General features: G+C 36.5%; 6 protein-coding genes and 2 tRNA genes. 3 read left to right on the plus strand and 5 right to left on the minus strand.

What is annotated here, in order from left to right; genetic code table 11:
• On the minus strand, positions 1-240 hold a 240-nt coding region (locus QUF07_RS12705; RefSeq protein WP_502879039.1), incomplete at its 3' end, for a terminase gpP N-terminus-related DNA-binding protein.
• Between the two features lie 1031 nt (positions 241-1271).
• Between QUF07_RS12705 and QUF07_RS12710 the strand changes: the two genes are divergently transcribed.
• Entirely contained in the window at positions 1272-1466 is a 195-nt protein-coding gene (locus QUF07_RS12710; RefSeq protein ID WP_008857071.1) for a hypothetical protein, read from the plus strand.
• Between the two features lie 170 nt (positions 1467-1636).
• On the opposite strand, the gene QUF07_RS12715 is transcribed toward QUF07_RS12710, so the two are convergent.
• Positions 1637-1864: a hypothetical protein gene (locus QUF07_RS12715; protein WP_008213914.1), complete on the minus strand. Its 228-nt coding sequence runs from the start codon at positions 1862-1864 to the stop codon at positions 1637-1639.
• 164 nt (positions 1865-2028) lie between these two features.
• Here QUF07_RS12715 and QUF07_RS12720 point away from each other — a divergent pair, with 164 nt between their 5' ends.
• Positions 2029-2742, plus strand: a complete 714-nt coding sequence (locus QUF07_RS12720) for an XRE family transcriptional regulator (RefSeq protein WP_289427719.1) — start codon at positions 2029-2031, stop codon at positions 2740-2742.
• 647 nt (positions 2743-3389) lie between these two features.
• Here QUF07_RS12720 and QUF07_RS12725 read toward each other — a convergent pair.
• Complete coding sequence (locus tag QUF07_RS12725) at positions 3390-5234, minus strand: S-layer protein (protein ID WP_289427721.1); 1845 nt, start codon at positions 5232-5234, stop codon at positions 3390-3392.
• Positions 5235-5471: 237 nt separating this feature from the next.
• Between QUF07_RS12725 and QUF07_RS12730 the strand changes: the two genes are divergently transcribed.
• Positions 5472-6605: a site-specific integrase gene (locus tag QUF07_RS12730; RefSeq protein ID WP_289427723.1), complete on the plus strand. Its 1134-nt coding sequence runs from the start codon at positions 5472-5474 to the stop codon at positions 6603-6605.
• A gap of 189 nt (positions 6606-6794) precedes the next feature.
• On the opposite strand, the gene QUF07_RS12735 is transcribed toward QUF07_RS12730, so the two are convergent.
• Positions 6795-6867: transfer RNA gene (locus QUF07_RS12735), tRNA-Thr, on the minus strand.
• 52 nt (positions 6868-6919) lie between these two features.
• Positions 6920-6992 (minus strand) — tRNA-Asn (locus tag QUF07_RS12740).
• Between the last annotated feature and the right edge of the window lie 82 nt (positions 6993-7074).

Here is a 7074-nt window from a genome sequence, read left to right on the forward strand (position 1 = left end):
CTGAGCGGCTGACATATCCGGATTTTTCTTTAACCAATCAAGAATGGTTACCTGATAATCATCTAAAACCTTCTTTCGCTTGCGAGTTGATGCTAACCACTCAGTCATCTCTTCCTCATCACGATCTAGATAGGCCTTGACGGTGTTTCTTGAGATATTTAGCTTGGTTGCGATGCTTCTTCGTGAGAAGCCTTTCTCTTTTAAGTCAATGATCTTTGAATATAATGCCAACTTCTTCACCTTTTTCGACCTCCAGAACAATGTATTTTTCAATTGTACTGGAATAAGCTCTCTAATAACCAAGGTGGCTCAATCTTATTGAGCGTTTTTGGATTAAACTTATTGATCGAAATTGGCTCACTTTAGTTTAGCAGTCACAACTCCTTGCTACCACAAATGGCTCGGGGTGTTTTTTCTGCGTCTTGGTTCACTTTATTCACCTCCTTTCATCATTCCCGCATTAGTTTCAATAGCTGTTAATATTCTAATAAAAAGACGATTGCTGTAATCGTCACAATACCGACCACGATCAATTGCCAAAAATTAATACAACACCATATAGTGAACAAGATTGCCGTTTCTATGGAATCTTCAATTTTTTCAAGACAATCTTTAAAATTTGACATTTTTATTAACTCCTTCTTCGGTGTTCGTGACGATTCCAAAAATCCGAGCTGAACCAGTATTAATTAATTTTTCGAGCTATGAAAAGATATTATAGTTTGTAAGCTAAATACGTTAATATCAGTGATCCGATTAGTGAAATAATTGAAATAACTAAAGCAATTATTTGTAACATTGGTTTCCTCCTTTCAACTATTCATTGACGATCACTTGGCTTCTTTCTAGGACATATGACCAAGTAAGTAACCAATTGTCATAAATAGAACTCCTATCGCCATATTTAAAATAGGCTGAATATTACTATCAAAGTACTGATGCAGTTTGCCTTTTTCCATTTAACTCATCTCTTCTCTACATGAGATTTGCCTATTTTCAAATAATTGATATATAATTCAAGTAACATTGTTTTTGCCCATTTTTGCAGTAATGTAAATTTTGTATTGGGTGAATTCAAGGAAAGCCTAAACTGTCCTATCAGCAAGGTAACCCTGAGCCTAGCGCAGTATGCCTTAAAGAGCTGTGAAGGTGCAACGCATAGATGGTGACTGGCATCAATAATCCATCCACGAGCGCCCAACATCCTACTAGGATGAAAAGATATGCTGAGCTAGTTAAAAATAACTAGAAATTAAAGATAAAAAACTTTGATGATAACATCTCTGGATTCATTCGGAATTCCTGAATCACTTAAGAAGGCAATGGATGGTACACAAGGACTTCGTAATTTAGCACCTAAGTCTAAGTTGGCTGATCTCTACAAGAACCAAGGTGATGCTATGAAAGATATTCAAAGTTATGAAAAGAATCTTCGTGGCGCATGGAAGAACCGAAAGGGTAAATAAACAATGCTAGTCATTCTTCGGAATGGCTTTTTCATTCCAATCCACATCTGTTATTTCGTCCATTTAACTCACCTCCTTTCTATGCTGGCTGTGTGGACGTATCTGGAGTAAATAAAAGGTTGATCGTTACTTGGAAAAGCTAATTCAAGATCAGTCACGTTCAGTGTCTTTTAGGACACTAGTTCAGCAAAAAAAATATCCATTACGTCTTCGGAATTTAAATCTAATACTTTAGAAAGAGCCATTATCTCATCTGCTTTAAATGGGCGAATATCTCTTAAGCCTTTATAGAAAGTGGAATTAGACATTGAAACTCCCATATTGTTTACAGATTTAATAACATCTGAAACTCTCTTTCCTTTGAGCTTAATGGCAGCCAATAGTTTATCTTTATTCATGTAATCATCTCCTTTGTTTCCTTTAGGACACTTTTAATTAAAACACCTGTCATTTTCTTTGTCAATAGAAAAATGTCTTTATTTGCATTTAATATGCGTAAAAAAATATTATGTGTATTTTAAGACACTTTTGTGATACTATTATTGTATAGGAGTGATGAACTTTGTCTATTAATTTAAGAAATAGAAGAAAAGAATTAAATTTAACATTGGAAGAAGTTGGAAAAATGGTTGGTGTTGGTAAATCAACTATTAGAAAATGGGAAACTGGATATATCGAGAACATGAAAAGAGATAAAATTATTGCACTCTCAAAAGCACTTAAAGTAAGTCCAATGGATATAATTGATCCCAATAAAGAAATTTCGAATTCCATGATTGATAAAATTGAAGAAATATCAATTCAGCTCCACCCTTCTCGTCAAGAAAAAGTTTACAATTATGCCAGTGATCAATTAAACGAACAGAATAACGAAAAAATAACTTCAATGTTTGATCACAAACCTATGATTGAAATTCCTGCTGGGCGTTCAACTGCTGCCGGGTCTCCTATTAACGGTGAGGATCAAGATACCCAATTAATCCACAAGCTTATTGCTGGTGAGAAGGTCCCCGCTGGTGCAGATGAATTAATTACTGTGGATGGTGACTCAATGGAACCATTGCTAAAAAAGGGTAGTCAGGTGTTCATTCACTATCAACCAGAGGTTGAGAATGGTGAAATTGCGATCGTCCACATTCGTGATGTTGGTGTTACTTGTAAAAAGTTTTATGTAAATGAGGATAATACCGTTACCTTAAAATCAATTAACAAGGCATACGATGATATGGTGTTTGATTGTGATGAAGTTAATGTAATCGGTAAAGTGATCTTATGAGCTCCCAAATGTGGGGGCTTCATTTAAAGTTTTAAAAGAACATATGTTTCGACTAACCAGGTGGTTTGCTTAGGTTCGAGTCCTAAATAGTCAATATTTAACCGAAAAAAATAACCAACGTTCTCTGGATAAACGTTGGCCACAGGAAAGAATCGATCGTGAAGCAGCTAATATGTATTACAAATTTTTGGTAAATATCCACGATAAAATTAGCAATAATTTTAAAGGACTTGCCAAACATGATCCGAATAAATGGCGACACTTTATTTCAGTTAATGAAGTACTAGATCAGTTGTTGAGCTAGATTTTGAATAGAAAGGCTAATACACAAGCTTGCAGCAAACAATAATTATACACAGTAAACTTTTTCAGGTTGGTACTGTAAGGTATCAATCTTTTTTTGAATATAAATACTTTTACAGTTATCTAAATTTTGACTATTATCGAACTAAGGTTCAAATTGCGTTAATTACTTAATTCAACCAATACAAAAGAAAAAGCAAATCCCCGTAAAGGATTTGCTTTTTTGTGTCTAACTTTTTGGCACTTTGTCGAACTAAGGTTGACACGAGACTTATTCTCGTACCCTTCTTATAGATTAGCCAACTATTAGACTTATATAAATTGTCAATCTGCCAAACAACTAATTACACATTTTTTCCAAATGGGCTAATAGTATTTGATGGTGTGTTAGTAGGATAGCCATTAGTAAGAGTTACTGGGTTATTTGATGAATAATTGTAAATAACTTGGACTTTACGTTGACCGAATGTACCATTAGTTGCTCTTGTGGCTGTTAAGTTAAATTGCTTCCATGAAGCAATAGTACCATCTGCCTTAAGTACAGGGAAGGCACTTGACTTCAAAGTCTTAAGGTTAGCGTGTTTGTTAACAAAGTTAATAACATCGCTTCCACTATATGTTGCACGTTGATTTCCACTGAAGAGATCGTTAGCAGTTACGTTTGCAGGAACAACATAATTCTTTGCAGAAATTCGAGCCAATTGATCATTTACGTATGCAATACGTGCTGCTTCGACATTGGAACCAGCTTCAGCTTTAGTTGGCTCTTTTAAGAGGTCACTAACTGCCTTTGAAACACTAGATGTTGAAAGGTTACCATTCTCATCTACAACTTTACTGAGGTCAAAAGAATATGAACCTGTAAGGCCCAATGTTTTACCATTAAACTTAGTATTTTGATCCATTGTAACCACAAATTTACTTGAAGCAATTTGTGAATTCTTATCAGCGCCAGTTCCTGTAGTAGTAATTGGGCTTAATGAATCGCCTAGGCTATTGGTGTTGAAGCTACCAGTACTATCATAAGCAAATGGTGACAAAGTTTGATATACCGTAGCACCCTTAGTCAAGGTAACATTAGTAGTATCACCTAATTTAGTCTGAGCAATCACTGCAGCATTTGCAGTTGTACCATCACCAATATTAAATGAATAGCCAGTACCACTTAATGCATTATCAATAGCAGTCTTCAAAGGTGTTGCATCAGCAGAATTTACTTGCCATTGATAAGTTGTTACACCATTAGCTATAACAGGCTTTAAAGTACCAAGGGTATCACCCTTCTTGCTTGCACCTAACTTAGTGTAGTCAACTGACTTGATAGTCTTGCCAGAAGCATCAGTAAAGTTGATACGAACGGCATTGTCAGCAACAGGTTTAGTAGTAGGAGTAGTAGCTTGAGCAGTCAAGGCGCTGTACTTGATCCAGCCGTTAATCTTTTGACCATTAGTAGCGTTAGTGTCAGCAATCTTTACCCAAAGGTCGCCTTCACGGGTACGGGTCGTTTGGTCCGTAACTTTGAAGGTATCGTTAGCGTAAGGAGTAGCATCAGTAACGGTACGGCCCTTCTTGTATTCAGTCCATGCAGGATATGAATAAGTAGTCGCAGTACCATCGTTAGCAGTACCAGCCTTAGTAATCTTGTAAGTAGCATTCTTTTGAGCATCAGTCAAAGCAGTAGTTTGATTTGATGGGGTCTGGAATGAAGCAGAAGTTGCTGAAGCTGATGAGCTGTTTGAAGCAGTTGCTGAAGTAGTACCAGCAACGTCAGTAGTAGTGCTGTACTTAGCAATACCACCAGCGAATGTAGAAGTACTCTTACCACCATAGATCCAGCCACGGTAAGTCTTATCGAATGATACGACCTTGTAGTAAACAGATCCACGGTTAGTAGTAGCAACACGATATGCGCGCCAGTTCTTTTGACCAGTCTTGCTGTCCTTAAGGCCAACTAAAGTAGTCTTAGAAGCAACAGTTTTGGCACCTTTCAAAGTACCAGCCTTGGTGTACAATGCGTTTTTACCATTAACGTTAACGTTACGGGTAGTAGCATCAGTTGTCAAAGCTTTGTTTGATGTAACTTTGGCATATGATTTTGCACTAGCATTTGTGCTAGATACACCGGCAACAGCTACGAATGATAATGCAGCTACGCCAGCAAAAAGAGTCTTTTTCAATGACTTCTTCATGTATAAATTCCTCCTAAAAAATTGTTTTTTCAAGCTACCTAGGCATGCAAAAACATACCTCAACTAACTTGCTGTAAATAGTATAACATAATCAAGGTTGAATGCAAAAGAAAAAAGGAGTTGTAAAGGCTTTAACATTTTTCTGTAATCTATATGCCATGATCATTGATAAATGATCGATCTATTAAGGGGATTCCCTCCACTATGTGTTAGTATATTACCCAAAGGAGAATAATAATGCCATCAATACGTAAGCATGGTCATGGATACCAGGTAAGATACTACTATTATGATGCCAATGGTCAGGAACATGAGAAAACTAAGAGCGGCTTTAGAACTAAATCAGCTGCAAAGCTATTTGCGAGTCAATTGGAAATCGATATCCACAATGGTTTGGATCTCGTTCCTAAAGATCCTAAGTTTGCTGACTATTTTGACTATTTTTATCACACGTACAAAGAGCCTAAGATTGAAAATCAGACTAAGAATCGCTATAAAATAACTAGTCGAGTATTACATAATTATTTCGGTGATGTTACTTTAAAAAGTATTGACCGACCACAATATCAAGCATTTATTAACTTCTATGGTCATTCTCATGCAAAAGATACTGTTTATAAAGTTAATTCACTGATTAGAGCAACTGTTCAAAATGCCATTCTTGACGATCTGATTCATAAAGATTTCACCCAGCGAGTCAGTCTTATTTATGATAAGTCACGTGATAAGCATGTGGAATACCTCAACGTGGCTGAGATTAAGCGTCTCATCGCTTATTTGGAGAATCACTTAAACTATCACTTTACCTCCACTTTTATGATCCTGACGGCCGTTTTAACTGGTGCTCGCTTGGGGGAAATTCAAGCATTAACTTGGAATGACGTTAATTTTAATTTTAAAACGATTAGCATTACTAAATCTTGGAATTCATCCGAAGGCGGTGGATTCAAAGATACCAAGACGGCTGGTTCAAATCGAATCATTGCAGTTAATGACGAATTGCTGAAATCATTAAAGATCTTGAAGGATCACAATAATGGAGAACTAATTTTTGTTAATCAATATGAATCCATTCCATCATCCTCTGCCGTTAATAAAAAGTTGCGTTCTATACTAAAAGACTTAGGAATTAAAAAGCAAGGCTTTCACTTTCATTCTTTACGACACTCACATGTAGCTTACCTACTATCTCGAGGAATTGACATTTACATCATTTCTAAGCGTTTAGGCCATGCTGACGTATCCACAACAACAAAGATTTATTCCTATTTAATGGATGAATATAAAGCAAAAAACGATCAACAGATTCGTGAAGAGTTAGATAACCTTTCCTCTCATGATGAAACTATACCAATTAAGCGGAACCTTTAATAAGGTTCCGTTTTTATTTTGTTATTTTACTCTGTATCAGGTTAAACTTCTTCTGCCCGTTTGGCCGTTATTTGCCCGTTATTATTTATATTTTAATACTTTCTAGTACGTTTTTATAAATTAAAAAAATTAGGAATGCCTATTTAACAGCATTCCTAATTTTAATATTTCTTCTAATTTGTATAATTATGCCGACTGCAGGAGTTGAACCTGTGACCCTCGGTTTACGATACCGATGCTCTACCAACTGAGCTAAGTCGGCATGATTTTGTACACAAAAGTGCTAACAATCGCGTTAGCACTTTTTGACAAAGCTCCGGCAGGCGGGCTCGAACCGTCGACAACCTGATTAACAGTCAGGTGCTCTACCAACTGAGCTATGCCGGAATATTGCGTGGCAACGTCCTACCCTCGCAGGGGGCGATCCCCCAACTACTCTCGGCGTGCAGAAGCTTAACTGCTGTGTTCG

Origin of the sequence: Lentilactobacillus sp. TOM.63, from assembly GCF_030361045.1 — a bacterium.
GTDB classification, from domain to species: domain Bacteria; phylum Bacillota; class Bacilli; order Lactobacillales; family Lactobacillaceae; genus Lentilactobacillus; species Lentilactobacillus dabitei.

Excerpts from the sequence above, each read along its gene's own strand:
- QUF07_RS12730 (WP_289427723.1), top strand. The coding sequence starts at position 5,472 with ATGCCATCAATACGTAAGCATGGTCATGGATACCAGGTAAGATACTAC.
- QUF07_RS12725 (WP_289427721.1), bottom strand. The coding sequence starts at position 5,234 with ATGAAGAAGTCATTGAAAAAGACTCTTTTTGCTGGCGTAGCTGCATTA.
- QUF07_RS12710 (WP_008857071.1), top strand. The coding sequence starts at position 1,272 with ATGATAACATCTCTGGATTCATTCGGAATTCCTGAATCACTTAAGAAG.
- QUF07_RS12715 (WP_008213914.1), bottom strand. The coding sequence starts at position 1,864 with ATGAATAAAGATAAACTATTGGCTGCCATTAAGCTCAAAGGAAAGAGA.